This is a genomic window from Thauera sp. 27 (assembly GCF_000310125.2).
Taxonomy (GTDB): domain Bacteria; phylum Pseudomonadota; class Gammaproteobacteria; order Burkholderiales; family Rhodocyclaceae; genus Thauera; species Thauera mechernichensis.
The window spans coordinates 54,823-71,240 of sequence record NZ_AMXB01000023.1; the positions used below are offsets into that span (position 1 = coordinate 54,823).

A 16,418-nucleotide genomic window follows, 5' to 3' on the forward strand; every position below is an offset into this window, starting at 1 on the left:
GTTGCGGGCTGGCAGGAAACCGCGATGCGTTACCGGTCAGCGCGAGGCATCAGCGGCGACTGCGTCACCGGTGAAGTAGGTCTCGGGCCGGCGCGGCACCACCTTGAAGGTTTCATCATTGAGCGCCTGGATCACGCTCATGGTGTTGGCCTGCAGGTTGAACACGGTGGCGGTCTTGATCAGCGTTGCCGGAATCGACGGCACCACGAACGGGGTCACCTGGGTGGTCCGCCACAATTTGCCTTCGGCATCGTAGCCGTCCATCAGCAACACCAGCCAGGTGTCCTCATCGACGTAGTAGCGACGCTTGGGCACCGCATGGCGCTTGCCCGGTGCCACCGTGGCCTCGACCACCCACATGCGATGACGCTCCCAACGCACGTGATCCGGGTTGAGGTGATGCTTAGACAAGGCATCCTTGAGCGGCGCGCCCACAAAGCCATTGTTGTTGTAGGGCACCAGCATTTCCTGCTTGCCGATCAGCTTCCACTCATAACGATCGAGTGAGCCAAACAGGCCCTGCACCTCGTCGAAGTAGTTGGCACCCGACGCCACGAAGTCCGGGGTGTCGTATGCCACCGTCGGCGCACGACGCACACGGCGCTGCCCCACCAGATACTGCCAGGCCTGACGCGCGTTCTTCTGGTCGATGCTGTCACGGATCACCAGCGACTCACCGGCCTTGAACGGCGGCTCGAGCGTGTTGAAGCGCAGCAGCGCATATTCACCCGACCAGCTTTCCGGGGTCGCGTCCTCATAGAACGGCGGGTACTGGAAGGAAATCTCGTTACGCGTTGCCAGCGTATGCGAGCCATCCGAGTTGCCCACGATGTTCTTGAAGCGGTACTCGATGGACGGCGCTTCGGTGCGCAGCAGGTAGTTCCACATCACCTCCACCCCTTCCTTCGGAATCGGGAAGGGCGTGCCGCCGATGCAGCCCTGCAGCGAGTAGCCACCGTCGGTGGTGCTGCAGCGGGTGGCATTCTTCGCAACGTTGTCATACACCCGCTGCGGTGCGGCTGCAGTGCGGTGGGTCGGGAACACGTCGAGACGGAAGCTATCCGGGTACTTCTGCAGCAAGGCCTTGGTGCCGTCGGAAAGCAGTTCGCTGTACTGGGTCATGTTGCCGGCGTTCACCTGGAACAGCGGCTTTTCATCGGCAAAGATCGACGTGGGAATGTCACCCAGCATCGGGCCGGGCAGCGGTTTGGTGATCCCGCCCGTCCATGCCGGAATGCTGCCGTCCTCGTTGCCTGCACGCTCCCCGCCCAGCGGGGTCAGCGTGGTCTGCAGCTTCGCAGCCTCTTCGGTGGTCACCGCAGCCTGGGCTGCGCCCACGCTCAGCAGCACGGCGCCAAGCGCCACACAGATCATCTTGAGCTTCATCATGTTTCGTCTCCTTTATTCGATTTTTCTGAATCAGAACGTGCGCTGGATCGACAACGAAATGAAGTCGCGATCACGATGGAAGTTCCTGTACGATAGCTCGGGCACCGCGGTGTCGTACTTGATCACCGAGCCGGCCGGGCCAAAGTAGTGCGTGAAGTTCAGGCTGGCCTGCCAGGTGCGCTGATAATCCGCCTTGACGCCGATGCTGACATTGCCGCCCTTCTCTGCCGGGAACAGCACGCCATTGACCGAGGAGCGCCCGGCCAGGCCGTAGCTCAAACCAATCGGCACCTGCAGGTCGACACCGGGAGTCACCTGGAAATATTCCGGGGTGAACACGAACTGGATCGCACTGGCGTCACGGGTAGCCGAGGGGTCGAGCTGATCGGCGTTGTCGGTGATCTTGAGGCGGCGGTTGTAAGCGAACTCACCGATGAAGGTGGCAGCATCCCACATCGAGCTGGCACCCAGCACGCTGATCGCGGACAGGTTCAGGTGCATGGTGCGGCCCACCGGAAAGGCGGCGTTGCTGTAGCCATCGGACTTGGTATCGCCCGGCAGGATCATGGTGATGCCACTGCCCACCAGCGGCATGTTGTCGCGGAAGGACAATTCACCGGCGACGTTGGTCTCGCCCACGAGGGTGCTGAAGCTCGCGCCCACGGTGCGGATGTTTTCGGCGTAGACCATCACGTAGTCGCCAATGAAGCCGGGCTTAGGATTGACACCGGGACGAACATAGAACTGCGGCATCTTGTCGTGGAATTGCGCGGCATAGAGGCCATACTCGGCGTTGCCAGCCTTGAACTTGACCTGCACACCCCCCTGACCCGAGTTCTTCGCTTCGATATCCTTGCCGCGGTGCACCTCAGCACCAGGCCCAAGAATCAGCGCATCCCCACCCTCATCGACGAAGTCCGCAAAACTGAAATAGCTGCCCGAGGCCGGCAGGCGCGACTTGCGCCACTCGGTCTGGTAGTAAGCGCCCACCGTCACATCGGCGTTGATCTGCAGCTGCGCCGACACCTGCCCCACCGGGCGCGCCACTTCCTTGAACTGCGAATTGGGCACCGACAGCGCGCGTGCCAGGTCGAGCGGCGTTTGCGCACCGGCAATACCGTTGGAACCGAAGAACAGGCTCTCGCCATACAGCTGGGTGAAGCGACCGGCCTTGGCGTTCAGGTTCATGCCACCTGGGGCGAAGCTGCCATACACGAAGGCATCGAGGAACTCGGCCTTACGCCCGTGCAGCTTCTCGGTTTGCCTGGCAAACTCGTTGTACTTCGCCGAGCGCTGATTGATCAAGGCGCCGCCGGCAAAACCGGGATTGTCGTTGGAGCGGTTGTACACGTCGTCATACCAGGCCGCGCCACTGACGCGGAAGCCGTAGTTGCGCTTGTAGCGGAAGTCGAGCTCAGACAGCAGATCGAGGCGGCTGGAAATCAAGCCACGGCCGAAGTTCAGATCACCGTCGTTGGTGTTGATCTGAGGACCGATCGAATTGTCGGCCACGCTCGAATCCTGCCCGCGAACGCGCCAGCCAGCGCTGTATTTCACCGTGTTGTCCCAAGTCAGGCGAACGTCGGGGTTGCCGGTGTCGATCTGAAACGCAAACGCGGTACCCGCGATGCTCAGGCCAGCGCAGGCACCTGCGACCGCCAGGGTGATGCGGCGCATGGAAACTTCAGGGTTGCCACAAGGGCGGGATGCGTAATCCTTCATGTCTTCCTCCTCGATCAGTCACGACGATGTTTTTTGTGCACTCCAGACACGAGGCCAGGAGGATGATGCGAACCTTATCGAGCAGGAGAATTACCGTCCAATACCATTAAATCCCCTCAACAATACCTTCCAGGTATTAACATTGCGCTCACACCTTTGGGGGTTTGCACATGGACTTTCGCCACCTGCGTTACTTCATTGCGGTTGCCGAGGAGGAGAACATCGGCCGCGCCGCCACACGGCTGCACATCTCACAACCACCGTTGACCCGGCAGATCCAGCAACTGGAGGAAGAGCTCGGTGTGAAGCTGTTCCTGCGCACGCCGCGCGGCATGGAGCTGACGGCAGCGGGCGAGCTGTTTCTGGACGAAGCACGCAACATTCGCGCCGTGGTCGAGCAAGCCACCGAGCGCACCCAGCGCGCCGGCCAGGGCAGGCTCGGCCGCCTTGACGTGGCCATTTTCGGCTCCGCGATCCTGGGTGAAATTCCCCGCCTGCTGTTGCGCTTTCGCAGCACTTATCCGGACGTCAAGATCGTGCTGCATACGATGACCAAGGGCGAACAGATCGAAGCCCTGCGCCAGCGCCGCATCAACGTCGGCTTCAACCGCATGGTGGCCCCGCTTGCCGACATCGCTGCCGAACTGGTCACCACCGAAGTGCTGTTGGTGGCGGTAAACGAAAGCCATCCGCTGGCACGCCAGTCAAGCGTTAAATTCAGCGAGCTGGCAGCACACCCCCTGGTGCTGTTCCCCACCGGCGCACGGCCGAATTTTGTCGACAAGGTGATGAGCCTGTGCCACGAAGCGGGCTTCGTGCCCGAGGTGTCACAGGAAGTGGGTGACGCGGTGACCGGCGTGGCGCTGGTGGCCAGTGGATTCGGCGTCTGCCTGGTGCCGGAATCCGCCACCGCACTGGCCTTGCGCGGCGTGGTGTACCTGCCGATCGAAGACCTGCCCAAGCATGGCCGGGTGGATCTGAGCTGTCTCTATCGGGAGGGAGATCAGTCGCCGATCCTGCAATCCTTTCTGGAAATCGTCCGTACCCACGCCGCAACATGAAAGCGGTTAGGTCAGCGCCCGAGGTCTTTCAACGATACTCCGCCGATACCCCAGTTGGTCTTGGGCACCTCTCGAATGATGACGCGAACCGTCTCGACCGGTGCGCCGACCGCCTCGACCAGCGCCTGGGTGACCTTGGCGATCACCGCCCGCTTCTGGTCCTCGGTACGGCCTTCGATCATGGTGATTTCTGCCAGCGGCATCGTGTTCTCCTCCGGGTTGTCGTTGCGGTTCAGGCCGCCAGGCCGCGCGCCTTGGCCAGGTTGAGCGCCGTATCCTCGATCATGTCCTCCTGGCCGCCGACCATGCCGCGTCGGCCCATCTCGACCAGGATCTCGCGCGCGGGCACGCCGTACTTCTTCTCGGCGCGCTTGGCGAACAGCAGGAAGGAGCCATACACGCCGGCGTAGCCCAGCGTGAGCGCATCGCGGTCGATGCGGATCGGGAAGTCCATGATCGGCACCACCAGGTCCTCGGCCACGTCCTGGATCTTGAACACATCCACGCCGGTCTCGATCCCCATCAGGTCGCACACCGCGATGAACACTTCCATCGGGGTGTTGCCCGCACCGGCCCCCAGGCCAGCGGCCGCGGCGTCGATGCGGCTGGCGCCGACTTCGAGCGCGGCCAGGCTGTTGGCCACGCCCATGGCCAAGTTGTGGTGGCCGTGGAAGCCGAGCTCGGTCTCGGGCTTGAGCGCATCGCGCACCGCACTGAGGCGCGACTTGACCGTGTCGGGCAGCAGGTGGCCGGCCGAGTCGGTGACGTAGATGCAGTTGGCGCCGTAGCGCTCCATCAGCTTGGCTTGCTTGACCAGGCCTTCGGGGCTGTTCATGTGCGCCATCATCAGAAAGCCGACGGTGTCCATGCCGAGCTTGCGGGCGTAGCCGATGTGCTGCTCGGAGACGTCTGCCTCGGTGCAGTGGGTGGCCACGCGGATGGTGGAGACGCCCAGTTCGTGCGCCATCTTGAGGTGATCGACCGTGCCGATGCCCGGCAGCAACAGCGCCGACACCCTGGCCTGCTTCATCAGCGGGATCACGGCAGACAGGTACTCCTCGTCGCTGTGGGCCGGGAAGCCGTAGTTCACCGAGCTGCCGCCCAGGCCGTCGCCGTGGGTGACCTCGATCAGCGGGATGCCCGCCTCGTCCAGGCCGCAGGCGATGGTCTTCATCTGCTCGAGCGTCATCAGGTGGCGCTTGGGGTGCATGCCGTCGCGCAGGGTCATGTCATGCACGGTGACTTTCTTGCCGCGAAGTTCCATGTTCATCTCTCCTTGTGGCCGGGGCGCTCAGGCCACCATCGTGGCGCGGTTGGATTCAAGCTTGAGGCGACCGGCCAGGATCTCCTCGGCGAACATCTCGGCGGTGCGCGCACCGGCCGCGGTCATGATGTCGAGGTTGCCGGCGTACTTGGGCAGGTAGTCGCCCAGGCCTTCGACCTCGAGGTACACCGAGACGCGCTTGCCGTCGAACACCGGGCCATTGACCAGGCGGTAGCCGGGCACGTATTTCTGCACCTCGCGGATCATGGCGTGGATGGATTCGGTGATCGCCGCCTGGTCGGGCTCGGTCTCGGTGAGGCAATGCACCGTGTCGCGCATGATCAAGGGCGGTTCGGCCGGGTTGAGGATGATGATGGCCTTGCCCTGCTTGGCGCCGCCGACCTTCTCGACCGCGCCCGCGGTGGTGCGGGTGAATTCGTCGATGTTCTTGCGCGTGCCGGGGCCGGCCGACTTGGAGGACACGGTGGCGACGATCTCGCCGTAGGCCACCGGCTGCACGCGGGAGACGGCCGCGACCATCGGGATCGTGGCCTGGCCGCCGCAGGTGACCATATTCACGTTCATTTCACCCTTGCCGACGTGCTCGGCGAGGTTCACCGGCGGCACGCAGAAGGGGCCGATCGCCGCCGGGGTGAGGTCGATCATCAGCACGCCCAGTTCATTGAGCTTGCGGCTGTTCTCGGCGTGCACATAGGCCGAGGTGGCATCGAAGGCGATCTGCACGCCGTCGGCCAGCACGTGCGGCAGCAGGCCGTCGACGCCCTCGGCGGTGGTCTTGAGGCCGAGCTCGCGCGCACGCGCCAGGCCTTCGGAGCTGGCGTCGATGCCCACCATCCACACCGGCTCGAGCACCGGACTGCGCTTGAGTTTGTACAGCAGGTCGGTACCGATGTTGCCCGGACCGATCAGGGCGCATTTGATCTTGTTCATGACGTCTTCCTGTTTCTTGAATCTCGAGAGAATGCAGACCGTGCGGCGGTCAGGGGAGAGGGAGAGGCACGGCGGACCGCCGCACGACTGCAAACCTTGGACTGGAGGGGAGCCAGCCACTCACTACAGCGGAACATCGTCAGCGCCAATGGCGATCAGCCCTGCCCGCGCACAGACACTGTCCTGCTCCTCCGACGCCCCGGATACGCCGATACCGCCGACGAGCTGCCCATCGACACGGACAGGCAGGCCGCCGCCAAACACCACCAGGCCGGGGCGCGCCGAGAAGCCGAACTTCATGCCCTCGTTGTCACCGACAATCTTCATCCAGTCTGCAGTGGGGAAACCAAAGCCTGCAGCGGTGTGCGCCTTGTCGATGGCGATCCCGATCGACTGCGGAAAGGCGCCCGGCATGCGCAGGAATGCGACCAGGTTTCCTGCCGAGTCGGCGACGCCGACGTTGATGCGGACGCCAAGCTCGACAGCGCACTCGACCGCCGCGCGTACGGCTACATGAGCTGACTCCCAGCTGATCGTGGCTTGCTGAACTGCAATCTTCATCCTCGGTGCTCCTGGCAATGGCGGGTCACTGTGACGGCTTGACGAAGGTAATCGAGCATTTTATCGACGTCAAGCATTTTTCTCGAGATTTGATTAAGCCTGCGAACAAGACGTCAGTGGGCTAGAATCCAGCTACATCGCACCATTACCTTCAGCCATCATGAGCGAAGCCGCCCTGTTGTCGAATGCCGCTGCCGAACCCAAAACCCTGGTCGAGGGCGCCTACCAGCGTCTGCGGCGCGACATCATCGAAGGCGTCCATGCACCCGGCGAAAAACTCCGCGTCGAGCACCTCAAGGACCAGTACGACGTCGGCGCAGGAACCCTGCGTGAGGCCTTGCTGCTGCTGGTGACCGACGCGCTCGTGGTGACACAGGGCCAGCGCGGATTCCGCGTCGCGCCCATCTCCATCGCCGACTTCGAAGACATCACCCGCACCCGCGTGCTGCTCGAGACCGAGGCCCTGCGCCAGTCGATCACGCTCGGTGGCGACGACTGGGAAGCCAGCGTCGTCGCCGCATTCCACCGCCTGTCGCGCGCAGAAGAGAAGTTGGCCGACCACGACCCGGGCACCACCGAAGAGTGGGAGAAGCGCAACCGCGCCTTCCACGAGGCGTTGATCTCGGCCTCGCCCTCGCGCTGGATCCGCCATTTCCAGAACATCCTCTATCAACAGTCCGAGCGCTATCGCAGGATCAGCCTGTTCCGCCAACCCATCGAGCGCGACATCCACGCCGAGCATCAGGCCCTGTTCGATGCAACGCTTGCGCGCGATACGACGCGCGCAACCTCCATCCTGACCGAGCACATCCTGCGCACGCTCGATGCAGTCAAGCGCATGCCGACGGATTTCTTCACCGGCAAGAAGAAGCTCTGAGCCCGCCGTGCTGACCGCCCCCGCGACGCATGCCGCGCCGCGGGGCCAGAGCCTGTGGGAAGCAGGCGAAGCGCTCAGGACACGACCGTCAGGAAGCGTTCATTGAGCTTGCGGTCGTGGTAGAAGATCCCCGTGCCGACCTCGTCCCACGTCCACCGGACGGGCTTCCAGTCGGGATAGCACTGGTAGCCGCCGCAGAAGGTCTCGAAGCGGTTGCCGGACGGATCGAAGGCATAGATCGTGGTCCCGCGGGTGATGCCGTGACGCGTCGGACCAATGTCGATCGATACCTTGTTCATCGACATGATGTCGGCCGCACGCAGCACCTTTTCCCAGCTTTCGAGCAGGAACGAGACGTGGTGCAACTTGCCCGGCTCGGGGTGACGCACGAAAGCGATGTCGTGTGCCTTGGTCGAACACGACAGCCAGATCGCCAGGTCGGTCTTGCCGTCTTCCATGATCACGTGCTCGACGAGATAGAAGCCGAGCACCTTGCAGAAGATGTCCTGCACCTTCTCGATGTCCGGACCGTAGAGCAGGCAGTGATCGAGCCGGATTGGCGCGATGCCACGCTCGGCCTCATCGGTCCAGGGCGGCGGATTGGTGTAGGTGTCATCGGTGCCGTAGTCGCTCTTCTCCCAGTAGAGCTCGATCTGGTGCCCTGACGGCACCTCGAAACGCACGCGCTCGCCGGTCTCGAGCAAGTCGCCAGCGGGGATACGCTCGGTCTTCAGACCATAGGCTTGAAGGTCCCGATCGAGCTTGTCCAGGGTGGCCTGGTCGGCGACCTTGAAACCGAAGAAGTCGATGCCGGCCGTATCGGCCTCGCGCAGGATCACGCTGTTGTGGTCACGCTCGTCCCAGGCCTTGAAATACACCCGGCCCTGGCTGTCACGGCCCGTCTCGATCAGGCCGAGCACCTTGCCGTAGTGGTTGATGCCTTCTTCAAGGTCCAGAACGCGGATCTGAGCGTGGCCCGGACGCAGAACGCCAGTCATTGCCATAGGTATGTCCCTCCTTCGTGATTGTTCGCCCCGGCCGACGGCCGGCGGCGCCTTGCATTGCCTCGATGTTGCGCGCAGCGGTTGAGGCCCTTTCCCCTGCGCAATCGGATGCCGGCCACGCCGGCGCCTCGCACTAGATGCGCTTGAACAGCGGGCTGCGAACCTGCTGGACGTCGGCCGCGGAGAAGAACTTCTCCATGAAGATGTCGCGCTCGAACAGCCGTCCCTGCATGAGTGCGGTGATGCAGGCGTCGATCATCAGCGGCGGGCCGCACAGGTAGGCCTTGTGGCCGCGGAAGTCATTGTTGAAGTGCGTCGCCGCGGCCTCATGGACATAGCCGCGCAAACCCTTCCACGCCGAGTCGGCCGGCTCGTCGGACAAGGCCGGGACGTAGGTGAAGTTCGGGTACTTCGCGGCGAGCGCGAGGAACTCGTCGTGGTAATAAAGCTCGCTGCGGTTGCGCTGCCCATACACCAACGTCATCGGCCGCGTATCGCCCGCCTCGAGCAGATCGAGGATCATCGAGCGTGGGCTGGACAGCCCCGAGCCGCCGGCCATGAACAGCAGCGCCTCGGGCGTCGACTTGCGCACGAAGAAGCGACCGTAGGGACCGGACAGGCGCACACGCTCGCCGACCTTGAGCTGCTCGTGGATCCAGGTGGTGCCGCGGCCACCCGGGACGACGCGGATGTTGAGCTCGACCTCGCGTCCGCTCGAAGGCGGGTTCGCCAGCGAGAAGGCACGGCTGTACTCGCCGCCTTCGAGGAAGAAGTTGATGTACTGGCCAGCCTGGAAATGCATCGGCTCGTCAGTCTCGATGAAGACCGCCTTGATCGTCGGTGTGAGCGTTTCGATGCGGGTCACGGTACCGGGGAAGTCGCGCACCGGGATCGACTCCGCGTCTGCCTCCTCATCGATCTCGGCCTCGATCGTCACGTCGGACTCGAGACGCGCACAACAGGCCAGGGTCTTGCCCTCGTCACGCTCGAAATCCATCAGCGCGAAGCTCGACGCCTCGCCGTGGTCGACCTCGCCGTCGATCACCTGCACCTTGCAGGTTGCGCACAGGCCGTGGCAACAGGCATGAGGCAGCCAGATGCCGGCGCGCAGTGCAGCGTCGAGGATGGTCTGGCCCTCCTCCACTTCGATCGTCTGGCCGATTGGTTCAATGGTCAGTTCGTAGCTCATGATCCGTTCCCGTTCCTTTCCGTTCTCCACCGGATGCCGATGGCGGCCCGCCAGAACGGGCTGCCATTTCTGCTCGGCGTCAGCTGCACGACCCCTTGATGCCAGCAAGTCCAGGCGTGCGGAAGCGGATCACGTCCTTGTGCTTGAGCCCGTTGTCGGCGAGCGACTTGTCGAAGTCGAGCACGACCGGTTTGCCCGACTTCAGCCACTCCACCGTGCTCCAGTCGATCCGGGCGAAGTCCGGGTGGTAGCCGAAGGCGGCCTGCATCGGGCCGGCGACGACGTCGCCGAAGCGCATCGTCGGTGGGAACGGGAAGCAGAACGGGGCACAGAACAGCAGGTGGTCCTCCCAGCCGATGTAGAGCAACTGGGCACCATGGAACTTGTCCTGGGTGTCGGCGGGGGCGAATTCGTATTTCGAAACAGCGGCAACAGCCATGTCTTGTCTCCTAGCTAAGTCCTTGTTGCGCCGAGCACCTTCGTACCCGGCGCGGTGGACGATCAAGCGTTCTTCGTCGCCTGGCCACGCCATTCGGCGAAGTTCTTCTTGTCCTCGGAAATGTCGAAGTCGAGGTTGTCACGACCGAATTCGAGGTTGTAGTACTTCAGCACGGCTGCCAGCGGATCGAAGCCCTCGACGGTGGGATCGGTACCCTCGGGGAAGCAGTTGCCCTGATAGATCTGGTGAACCGGTAGCCAGGACTGGACGTACTTCTCGGGCTCGTGCTCGAAGATCTCCTTGCAGTGGTCGGAACAGAAGTGGTATTTGTCGCCCTTGTAATCGACCTCGCGATAGCAGATCTTGGTCGGGTCGCCCGGCTCGGTGAACAGCATCGGAATCTGGCAGGTCTGGCACAGCATCGGCAGCGTCTTGTTGTAGAAGCGATTGCCCTTGGCGGCCTGCTCGCGCCAGAACTCGTAGCGCGGGCGGTAATGCTTGTCGAAGCTCTCCGGGTACTTGCTCGACAGCCACGCCATCTCGTCCTCATCCGGCATCCAGGTGTGGAAGTTGGCAGCGGCGGCGTAGTTGTAGAAAGTGCTCCAGGCCTGGTGCGAAAGGTGATCCTTCTCGAGCGCGATCTGCTCGGCGCACTTGGGCATGGTGATGCCGTAGCGGGCGAGGTCCTTGAACAGCGCACCGCCGTTCTCCTCGAAGTACACCTCCCAGGCTTCCTTCCAGCTCATCGTGCGCTTGGGCAGCATGTAGTCCATCATCATCGCCACCAGGGTCAGGACGCGATAACCGCGCCAGGTCCACTTGTCGATCCAGCGCTGCACGATCGGCACGTTGGCGGGGTCCTGCTCGAGGATGAACTTGATCACCTCCAGGCCGAGGGTCATGTGGCGCGCCTCGTCGGACTGCGCCGAGAAGCCGAAGGTCATCGTACCCATGTCGCCGTTGTAGGCGGCGCCCGAGACGAAGGGCACGAACAGCAGGTTGGTGAGCACGTACTCGAACGAGAAGCCGATCGAGACCATGAACTCGAACGGGCCCGCGGTGATGGCGTCGTCGAAGAAGCTCTTGGGCACCGACAGGAACCACACGCGGTCATGCATGTGGTGGAAGTCGTGCATGCCGTTGTAGTACTTGTTGTAGTTCGAGATCGAGTGCACCTGGGTCTGGGCATGGCGGATCTCGTCGAGCGACTGCATCAGGCAGGCGACGCGCGGCCCGGGGCCGGGGAAGGCGCGGCCGGCATGCGCAAAGCCACGGTGCGCAACATACTCGAGCGGGCTGATGCCGCTGATGAACAGCTTGACCGTGTTGACGTAGCGCGCATCGGTGACGTTGAGGTGGCCGTTGTTCTGGTTGAAGGCGTCGATGATCGCGTACAGCTTGCGCTCCTTCTCGGCCTGGTACTTCCAGTAGGCGTCCATGGTGAGGCGGAACGGATCCTCCCACTTGTCCCAGTCGTGGATCTTGATCCCCTCGTACTGCATGTAAGGGTAGATGTCCTCCATCTTCTGGTAAGACGGCGTCCAGTCCAGACCGCGCGTCATCACCGCGTAGCGTTCCTTCAGGCCCAGCTTCTTCTTGGCAACTTGCATGTCCATGTGCGGAGTCTCCTATGTCCCTCAGGCCTTCCAGAAAAGGCGGATTTCGTCGTCGGTCTGATCGAGGTTGCCCGACATCGTGATCATGTTGACCTGCAGCGACTGCAGGTCGTAGTCGTTCCCGGTAATCTCCTCGATCGTCTCGCGGCGAACGATGAGTTCGCGCTCGGCGTTGATCTTCACCATCGCGGGCTGCTCATCGACGACAGCGCCGGGGTTGTCCTGCAGGATCGCCTCGATGATCGGGCGGGTTTCCTCGTTGGTCTGCAAAGCAAGGAATACGGTCGACATTCGGGAGCTCTCCTCAGAGGGTGACGCCGGCCTTGGCCATGCGCGCATTGAACTGCTGGACCACCTCGGCCAGGGCCTCGTCGGCGCGATCACCCAATGCAATGCGGCCAACGGGCAGCAGCGCGGCAGCAGCACGGTCGCGCCAGTGCGTCAGCCAGCCGGCCATGACAGCCTTGTTCTCCGCCGACTCGCTGGCCGCGATCTTCACTGTGGCATCGACCCACTTACGGGTTTCGGCAAACCAGTCGGTCATGAACTGAGTGAGCATCGCCACCGGCGTGCCGCCCTGCGACGAGAGCACATCGTCGATGATGGTTTCGTACACCAGCGCGTACAGGAGGCCGTCGAGCGCAGCGTTCTGGGCGACGAACAACTCCACCGGATCCTTGATGACGAAGGTGTCCTCGACGTAACGGCGCAGCCCCTGCCAGGCGTCGTCCTCCACCCAGGCCCGCTTGGCCTCCTCGAGCGACTCGACATCGCCCAGCAGCAAGCCGACACGGGTGATGTACTGCGCGATGCCGAGCTGGTCCATCGCGTGATAGATGTGTGGCTGCGAGAAGCCGGTACCGTAGCTGTAGGCACAAACGCTGGCATTGTTCATGTTCGAACCCCAGGCGACATGGCGCAGCGGCAGCAGCACCTTGAGCACGGTCTCTCGCACCGATTCAGGCAGCGTCGCAGCCAGACCACGGTTCTCCACGAAGTCGAAGTTCGCCTCCGCGGTATCCTGCTGCTTGGCGCGTGCCATGGTGTAGGCGCCGTAGTAGAACTGGCGTGGATCCTTGAACGCATACCAGTCCGCCATCTTGATCGCGGTACGCGAGGCATCGTAAATGTCGTGCTCAGGATCCCAGGTCGGCCGGTAATGGAAGTTGGCCGTTTGCTGCATGTCGAGCGTGCCTTCCTGATAACGCGACGCCGGTTTGTCGCCCCCAATGCGGCGTGCGATGTTGTCGAAGGTGTGCCGCAAAGGCTTGATTGACACCGTGCGCAAATCGATCTGCATGAACTCTCCTCCTTATGATTCGTAAGCGATTCAACGGAATCGCTGGTGGGTTGCCTGGTGCAGGCTCCAGTTCCAGTCGGCGTTCTCGGCCACGTCCGAGGCCTCGCGAGGACCGAGATGGATGACCTCGTTGGCTTCGCAGAACGCCTTGAACGCCTCGGCTGGAAGCAACATCTCGGCGAACAGATCCGGCTCTCCGATCGCAAACTCGAACTCGATGAAACCGTCGGGTCTCCGCTCGATGAGGCGCACGTACTTTCTACTGACGTCGATCACAGGCGCTTGCTTGTCCATTTGGCGAGGTCCCTCCCGTTCGAACTGGTGAATGCTGGGGTGCTTCTGCTGGAAGCTAAACAAATTCCGTGCCAATCTCACAACTCCGAGCATTTACGCGCACTAAGCCGTGTTCTCGAGATTTACAGCGGAGACGGAGGAAGATTCCTGTTGATGAAATGCTCAAACAGAAAACTCGCTTGATCATTTGATCAATTCCATTTATTGCCATGCACCATGAAAAAAGGGCTGGTACGCCAACGCGTACCAGCCCTTTCGCAACCCGAGCAGGCCCGGACTACGCCTGCCTTGGCCCATCCACCGCGGGCCTCTTCAACGCCTTCAACATCTTGCCCTCCACCTTGAGCTCGAGGTCGCTGTCAGGGAACAGCTTGCACGCAAGAACAATCCCGACCGCCTCTTCCGCCTCACTTACGCAGGCCCTGCTCATCTTGCGCGTGTGGTAACGGCCGGCGGTCACCCGCACCTTGCAGACGCCGCAGCCACCACCGCGACAGCCCACCGGAATGCCCTTGCGCCCCAAGACTTCCATCGCCCGCAACACGTTATCGTCCGCGCCACAGCGCACGAACTCACCGCTGTCCTCGATCAATACCGAAAACTTCTCTACCACTTTGCTCCTCCTCCTCGCCATTCTTGTCGTACAGGTGTGAGCAGAACGTGCACCGCACCTTCTCACCACAACCCCACTCAAGAAATATACCACCAATTCCTTTTTCTCGAGATTTTGCTTACTATTCGAACAACGCTGGAGTTCTCCTGTACCCGTGTGTCAGGTAAGCTCCCGAATGACGTGTCGCGTACCGCTACGCGAACACCAAGGGCTCGCCGGAGAGTGGGCATTGAGGCAGGACGAGGAGGAGAGGCTTGAGTTCCATCCATTACCCGGAGAGCACCGACCTACGCGGCCTGCTCAAGTTTGCCCCGGAAGAAGGACTGATCTGGCTGGGCGAGCACCGTATGCTGCTGCTGCATGCCGGCGCACTCTCGGAGTTACGCAAGGAGCTCATCGCGTCGGTCGGACAGGAGCAGGCACGGCGCATCCTCACCCGCATGGGCTTCGCATCGGGTATGCGCGATGCGGAGCTATCTCGCCGCACGCGCGGCTCGGCCGACCCCGCCGAGGCCTTCGTAATGGGGCCTCAGCTCCACATGCTGGAAGGCTGTGCCCGGGTTGAACCCGTTCGTCTCGAGATCAATCAGCCGGGCTGTACCTTCTACGGCGAATTCATCTGGCACCACTCGTGGGAAGCAGAAGCACATGTCCAGGCTTTCGGCGAGGTCGAGAACCCGGTGTGCTGGATGATGATCGGGTACGCCTCAGGCTATACGAGCGCGTTCATGGGCCGTTTCATTCTGTTCCGCGAAGTCGAATGTGCCGCCACAGGAGTCGAGCACTGCCGCATCGTTGGCAAACCGGTTGAGGAATGGCCGGATGCCGACCAGCTGCGCCCCTATTTCGAGGCCGACTCCATCGTTGGGCGCCTGCTTGAACTGCGTGAGGAAATCGAAGCCATGCGCAGGACCATCGCCTGTCCGCGCAAGACCCCCGATCTGATCGGCAACTCGGCCGGCTTCCTTCACGCCTATGACCTCGTCGCGCGCGCTGCGGTCACCAACGTTTCCGTACTGTTGCTCGGCGAAACAGGCGTAGGCAAGGAGCGCTTCGCACGCACGCTGCACGAGCTCAGTCCCCGCAAGGATGCCGCCTTCGTCGCGGTTAACTGCGCAGCGCTCCCGGACGAGCTGATCGAGTCCGAGCTTTTCGGGGTTGAACGAGGAGCGTTCACAGGCGCCCACGCTTCACGAGCCGGCAAGTTCGAACGCGCTGACGGTGGCACCCTCTTTCTGGACGAAGTCGGAGAACTCCCCCTCTCCGCCCAGGCAAAGCTGCTGAGAGTACTCCAGGAGGGTGAAATCGAACGCCTCGGCGATGAACGCACTCGGAAGGTGAATGTTCGCCTGGTAGCAGCTACGAACGTCGACCTGCTGCGTGCGGTGAATGCGGGCACTTTCCGTCGGGACCTGTTCTACCGCCTCAACGTCTACCCAGTCACGATCCCACCACTACGCGAGCGGGTGGGAGACATCCCCACGCTTGTCGAAGCAATGATGCGACGCTTCGAGACACTGCACGGCAAACGCCTGTCAGGCATCAGCGACAAAGCAATGCACGCCCTGAAGAACCACAGCTGGCCCGGTAACGTGCGCGAACTGGAAAACGTGATCGAGCGCGGCGTGATCCTCGCACCGCTCAATGGCCTTGTCGAAGTGGAGCACCTTTTCATCGGCGCAGCACCGGAGTCCGGCTTACAGCAACAGCTGAACGCGAGCGGAAGTCTAGACACCATGCAGCAGACAAACAGCATCGACCTGCCCGACGCCGTACTCGACAGCGGCATCGAGCTCGATGCATTCGAGCAAGCCCTGCTCAATCGAGCGGTAGAACGCGCTGGCGGCAATCTATCGGCAGCGGCCCGCCTGCTTGGCATGACGCGTCCTCAGCTGAACTACCGCCTGAAGAAGAGGTTGTGCTGAGGTTCGGGCTTTGGAGGCATCGCCGGGAGGCGTGGCGGTTGCGGGACTGATCTGCCTGGTGTCGATGGAGGCTTTTGCGGCTGTTTTCGAGCGAGTTGTGGGTGGCGTTTATGTTTATTCGGCGCGTTGACGTAACAAAGCCCTGCTTTCTTTTGAGAGCAGGGCTTTGTTTTTGTGGGTTAGTCTGACGATGACCTACTTTCACGAGGGCGG

17 protein-coding genes are annotated in these 16,418 nt (G+C 62.4%); 3 read left to right on the forward strand and 14 right to left on the reverse strand.

The annotated features are described in order from the left end of the window. Positions 1 to 36 precede the first annotated feature (36 nt). Together B447_RS13370 and B447_RS13375 are read right to left on the reverse strand one after the other, a co-directional pair. A complete protein-coding gene (locus tag B447_RS13370) occupies positions 37 to 1,389 on the reverse strand; it encodes a DUF1329 domain-containing protein (RefSeq protein ID WP_002941000.1) in 1,353 nt (450 codons plus the stop codon). A 30-nt stretch (positions 1,390 to 1,419) separates the two neighbouring features. Continuing rightward, entirely contained in the window at positions 1,420 to 3,066 is a 1,647-nt protein-coding gene (locus B447_RS13375) for a DUF1302 domain-containing protein (protein ID WP_002941002.1), read from the reverse strand. Between the two features lie 215 nt (positions 3,067 to 3,281). On the opposite strand from B447_RS13375, the gene B447_RS13380 reads away from it, so the two are divergent. Continuing rightward, positions 3,282 to 4,172, forward strand: coding sequence for a LysR substrate-binding domain-containing protein (locus B447_RS13380; RefSeq protein WP_002941004.1), 891 nt, complete (start codon positions 3,282 to 3,284; stop codon positions 4,170 to 4,172). A gap of 11 nt (positions 4,173 to 4,183) precedes the next feature. On the opposite strand, the gene B447_RS13385 is transcribed toward B447_RS13380, so the two are convergent. From B447_RS13385 to B447_RS13400, 4 genes are all read right to left on the reverse strand, one after another. After that, positions 4,184 to 4,375 carry a 2-hydroxymuconate tautomerase gene (locus B447_RS13385; protein WP_002941006.1) on the reverse strand — a complete coding sequence of 64 codons (192 nt, stop codon included), beginning with the start codon at positions 4,373 to 4,375 and terminating at the stop codon, positions 4,184 to 4,186. A 29-nt stretch (positions 4,376 to 4,404) separates the two neighbouring features. Continuing rightward, positions 4,405 to 5,436: a 4-hydroxy-2-oxovalerate aldolase gene (gene dmpG / locus B447_RS13390; protein ID WP_002941008.1), complete on the reverse strand. Its 1,032-nt coding sequence runs from the start codon at positions 5,434 to 5,436 to the stop codon at positions 4,405 to 4,407. A 27-nt stretch (positions 5,437 to 5,463) separates the two neighbouring features. Further along, entirely contained in the window at positions 5,464 to 6,387 is a 924-nt protein-coding gene (locus B447_RS13395) for an acetaldehyde dehydrogenase (acetylating) (protein WP_002941010.1), read from the reverse strand. 123 nt (positions 6,388 to 6,510) lie between these two features. Next, complete coding sequence (locus tag B447_RS13400) at positions 6,511 to 6,948, reverse strand: GlcG/HbpS family heme-binding protein (RefSeq protein ID WP_002932116.1); 438 nt, start codon at positions 6,946 to 6,948, stop codon at positions 6,511 to 6,513. A gap of 160 nt (positions 6,949 to 7,108) precedes the next feature. Here B447_RS13400 and B447_RS13405 point away from each other — a divergent pair, with 160 nt between their 5' ends. After that, a complete protein-coding gene (locus B447_RS13405; protein ID WP_002941012.1) occupies positions 7,109 to 7,825 on the forward strand; it encodes an FCD domain-containing protein in 717 nt (238 codons plus the stop codon). 74 nt (positions 7,826 to 7,899) lie between these two features. Here the strand turns inward: B447_RS13405 and B447_RS13410 are convergent, their stop codons facing one another. The 8 genes from B447_RS13410 to B447_RS13445 form a co-directional block, all read right to left on the reverse strand. After that, the gene (locus B447_RS13410) at positions 7,900 to 8,829 is read right to left on the reverse strand and encodes a catechol 2,3-dioxygenase (RefSeq protein WP_002941016.1); all 930 of its coding nucleotides are present in this window, start codon (positions 8,827 to 8,829) and stop codon (positions 7,900 to 7,902) included. A 133-nt stretch (positions 8,830 to 8,962) separates the two neighbouring features. Continuing rightward, positions 8,963 to 10,018 (reverse strand): NADH:ubiquinone reductase (Na(+)-transporting) subunit F, encoded by a 1,056-nt coding sequence (locus tag B447_RS13415; RefSeq protein WP_002941018.1) that lies wholly within the window; start codon positions 10,016 to 10,018, stop codon positions 8,963 to 8,965. A 79-nt stretch (positions 10,019 to 10,097) separates the two neighbouring features. Then, entirely contained in the window at positions 10,098 to 10,457 is a 360-nt protein-coding gene (locus tag B447_RS13420; protein WP_002932125.1) for a phenol hydroxylase subunit P4, read from the reverse strand. Positions 10,458 to 10,519: 62 nt separating this feature from the next. After that, positions 10,520 to 12,073, reverse strand: a complete 1,554-nt coding sequence (locus B447_RS13425) for an aromatic/alkene/methane monooxygenase hydroxylase/oxygenase subunit alpha (RefSeq protein ID WP_002932126.1) — start codon at positions 12,071 to 12,073, stop codon at positions 10,520 to 10,522. Between the two features lie 21 nt (positions 12,074 to 12,094). Further along, entirely contained in the window at positions 12,095 to 12,364 is a 270-nt protein-coding gene (locus tag B447_RS13430) for an MmoB/DmpM family protein (protein ID WP_002932127.1), read from the reverse strand. A 13-nt stretch (positions 12,365 to 12,377) separates the two neighbouring features. Next, positions 12,378 to 13,373, reverse strand: coding sequence for an aromatic/alkene monooxygenase hydroxylase subunit beta (locus tag B447_RS13435; RefSeq protein WP_002932128.1), 996 nt, complete (start codon positions 13,371 to 13,373; stop codon positions 12,378 to 12,380). A gap of 30 nt (positions 13,374 to 13,403) precedes the next feature. Beyond that, on the reverse strand, positions 13,404 to 13,667 hold the full coding sequence (locus B447_RS13440) for a phenol hydroxylase subunit (protein WP_002941020.1): 264 nt from the start codon (positions 13,665 to 13,667) through the stop codon (positions 13,404 to 13,406). Positions 13,668 to 13,944: 277 nt separating this feature from the next. Then, positions 13,945 to 14,280, reverse strand: coding sequence for a 2Fe-2S iron-sulfur cluster-binding protein (locus B447_RS13445; protein ID WP_002941022.1), 336 nt, complete (start codon positions 14,278 to 14,280; stop codon positions 13,945 to 13,947). Between the two features lie 254 nt (positions 14,281 to 14,534). Between B447_RS13445 and B447_RS13450 the strand changes: the two genes are divergently transcribed. Then, a complete protein-coding gene (locus B447_RS13450; RefSeq protein WP_002941023.1) occupies positions 14,535 to 16,205 on the forward strand; it encodes a sigma-54-dependent Fis family transcriptional regulator in 1,671 nt (556 codons plus the stop codon). Positions 16,206 to 16,418 lie beyond the last annotated feature (213 nt).

Coding starts and splice junctions, on each gene's coding strand:
- B447_RS13400 (WP_002932116.1), bottom strand. CDS start 6,948: ATGAAGATTGCAGTTCAGCAAGCCACGATCAGCTGGGAGTCAGCTCAT.
- B447_RS13440 (WP_002941020.1), bottom strand. CDS start 13,667: ATGGACAAGCAAGCGCCTGTGATCGACGTCAGTAGAAAGTACGTGCGC.
- B447_RS13420 (WP_002932125.1), bottom strand. CDS start 10,457: ATGGCTGTTGCCGCTGTTTCGAAATACGAATTCGCCCCCGCCGACACC.
- B447_RS13430 (WP_002932127.1), bottom strand. CDS start 12,364: ATGTCGACCGTATTCCTTGCTTTGCAGACCAACGAGGAAACCCGCCCG.
- B447_RS13425 (WP_002932126.1), bottom strand. CDS start 12,073: ATGGACATGCAAGTTGCCAAGAAGAAGCTGGGCCTGAAGGAACGCTAC.
- B447_RS13410 (WP_002941016.1), bottom strand. CDS start 8,829: ATGGCAATGACTGGCGTTCTGCGTCCGGGCCACGCTCAGATCCGCGTT.
- B447_RS13380 (WP_002941004.1), top strand. CDS start 3,282: ATGGACTTTCGCCACCTGCGTTACTTCATTGCGGTTGCCGAGGAGGAG.
- B447_RS13385 (WP_002941006.1), bottom strand. CDS start 4,375: ATGCCGCTGGCAGAAATCACCATGATCGAAGGCCGTACCGAGGACCAG.
- dmpG (WP_002941008.1), bottom strand. CDS start 5,436: ATGGAACTTCGCGGCAAGAAAGTCACCGTGCATGACATGACCCTGCGC.
- B447_RS13370 (WP_002941000.1), bottom strand. CDS start 1,389: ATGATGAAGCTCAAGATGATCTGTGTGGCGCTTGGCGCCGTGCTGCTG.
- B447_RS13405 (WP_002941012.1), top strand. CDS start 7,109: ATGAGCGAAGCCGCCCTGTTGTCGAATGCCGCTGCCGAACCCAAAACC.
- B447_RS13395 (WP_002941010.1), bottom strand. CDS start 6,387: ATGAACAAGATCAAATGCGCCCTGATCGGTCCGGGCAACATCGGTACC.
- B447_RS13435 (WP_002932128.1), bottom strand. CDS start 13,373: ATGCAGATCGATTTGCGCACGGTGTCAATCAAGCCTTTGCGGCACACC.
- B447_RS13415 (WP_002941018.1), bottom strand. CDS start 10,018: ATGAGCTACGAACTGACCATTGAACCAATCGGCCAGACGATCGAAGTG.
- B447_RS13375 (WP_002941002.1), bottom strand. CDS start 3,066: ATGCGCCGCATCACCCTGGCGGTCGCAGGTGCCTGCGCTGGCCTGAGC.